The following is a 1,549-nucleotide window of genomic DNA, read 5'->3' on the forward strand; positions in this document are numbered from 1 at the left end:
CCGGCCGTCCGGTGTGGGCTGTTGTGTAGATGACTGTGGCGGTCGGGTGAGTCCGGTGGGATTCACCCGACCGCCGTGGTCAGGGCTGGTCGGAGGTGGGCGGGGTCAGGACGCGGCCGGGGTGGCGATGGTTTTGATCTCGAGGAATTCCTCGAGGCCGGGGGTGCCGCTTTCGCGGCCGATGCCGGACTGCTTGTAGCCGCCGAAGGGGGCGTCGGGGGCGTACCAGCTGCCGCCGTTGACGCTGATGGTGCCGCTGCGGATGCGGCGGGCGACGGCGAGGGCGCGGTCGGTGTCGGCGGACAGGACGGATCCGGACAGGCCGAAGATGGAGTTGTTCGCGATCTCGATGGCGTGGTCGTCGCCGTCGTGGGGGATGACGGCGAGGACGGGGCCGAAGATTTCTTCCTGGGCGATCTCGCTGTCGGGGTCGACGCCTGCGAGCAGGGTGGGGGCGTAGAAGAACCCGGGGTTGATCTTCTGGCCGCCGGTGACGAGGGTGGCGCCGGCGGTGATGGCGCGCTGGACGATGCTGTCGACCTTGTCGCGTTGCTTCTCGCTGATGAGCGGGCCCATGTAGGTGTCGGGTGCGGAGGGGTCACCGACCTTGATCTGGCCGAGCATCGCGGCGACCTTCTCGACGATGGCGTCGTGTTGGGCGCGGGGGACGACGAGGCGGCTGGTGATGGCGCAGCCCTGTCCGGCGTGGGAGCAGATGGTGAAGGCGGCCATCATGGCGGCGAGGTCGTGGTTGGCGTCGTCGAGGACGACGAGGGCGGATTTCCCGCCGAGTTCGAGGAAGACCTTTTTGACGGTCTTGCTGGCGACTTCCATGATGCGTCGGCCGACGGCGGTGGATCCGGTGAAGGTGATCAGGTCGACGTCGGGGTGGCTGGTGAGGACTTCGGCGGCGTCGATGTCGATGGAGGTGATGACGTTGACGACGCCGGCGGGGATGTCGGTCTCGTTGGCGATGAGTTCGCCGAGGGCGAGGGCGAGCAGGGGGGTGTCGGGGGCGCCTTTGAGGATGACGGTGCAGCCGGCGGCGAGGGCGGGGGCGAGTTTCGCGAGGGCGAGCTGGGTGGGGTAGTTGTAGGCGACGATCGCGGAGACGACGCCGGCGGGTTCGCGTTCGATCCAGCGGTGGTGCTGGGCGCCGCGGGATTCGATGGTGCCGAGGTCCTGGGTGAACTGGTAGCCGGCGGCGAGGTCGGCGTAGTACTTGACGAGGTTGATGGGGTCGCCGAGGGCGGGCCCGTCGGTGAGCATCCGGGGGTGGCCGACCTCGGCGATGGTGAGTTCGCGGAGTTCTTCTTTGTGCTTGACGAGGACGTCGTGGAGCTGGTTGAGGCACTGGACGCGGAACGCGACGTTGGTCGACCAGTCGGTGGTGTCGAAGGCCTTGCGGGCGGCCTTGACCGCGGCGGTGGTCTGTTCGACGGTCGCGTCCGCGGCCTGGCCGATGACCTCGCCGGTCGCGGGGTTGATCGAGTCGACCGCCCGCTCGGTCTCGACAAACTTGCCGTCGATCAGTAACCGCTTCACAGCC

Annotated in this window: 1 protein-coding gene; it reads right to left on the reverse strand. The window is 68.4% G+C overall.

The window, feature by feature from the left end:
• Positions 1–105: 105 nt before the first annotated feature.
• Positions 106–1,545, reverse strand: coding sequence for an aldehyde dehydrogenase family protein (locus MXD62_RS27470; protein ID WP_248832294.1), 1,440 nt, complete (start codon positions 1,543–1,545; stop codon positions 106–108).
• Positions 1,546–1,549 lie beyond the last annotated feature (4 nt).

It is taken from the genome of Frankia sp. Mgl5, from assembly GCF_023242985.1.
Taxonomy (GTDB): Bacteria; Actinomycetota; Actinomycetes; order Frankiales; family Frankiaceae; genus Parafrankia; species Parafrankia soli.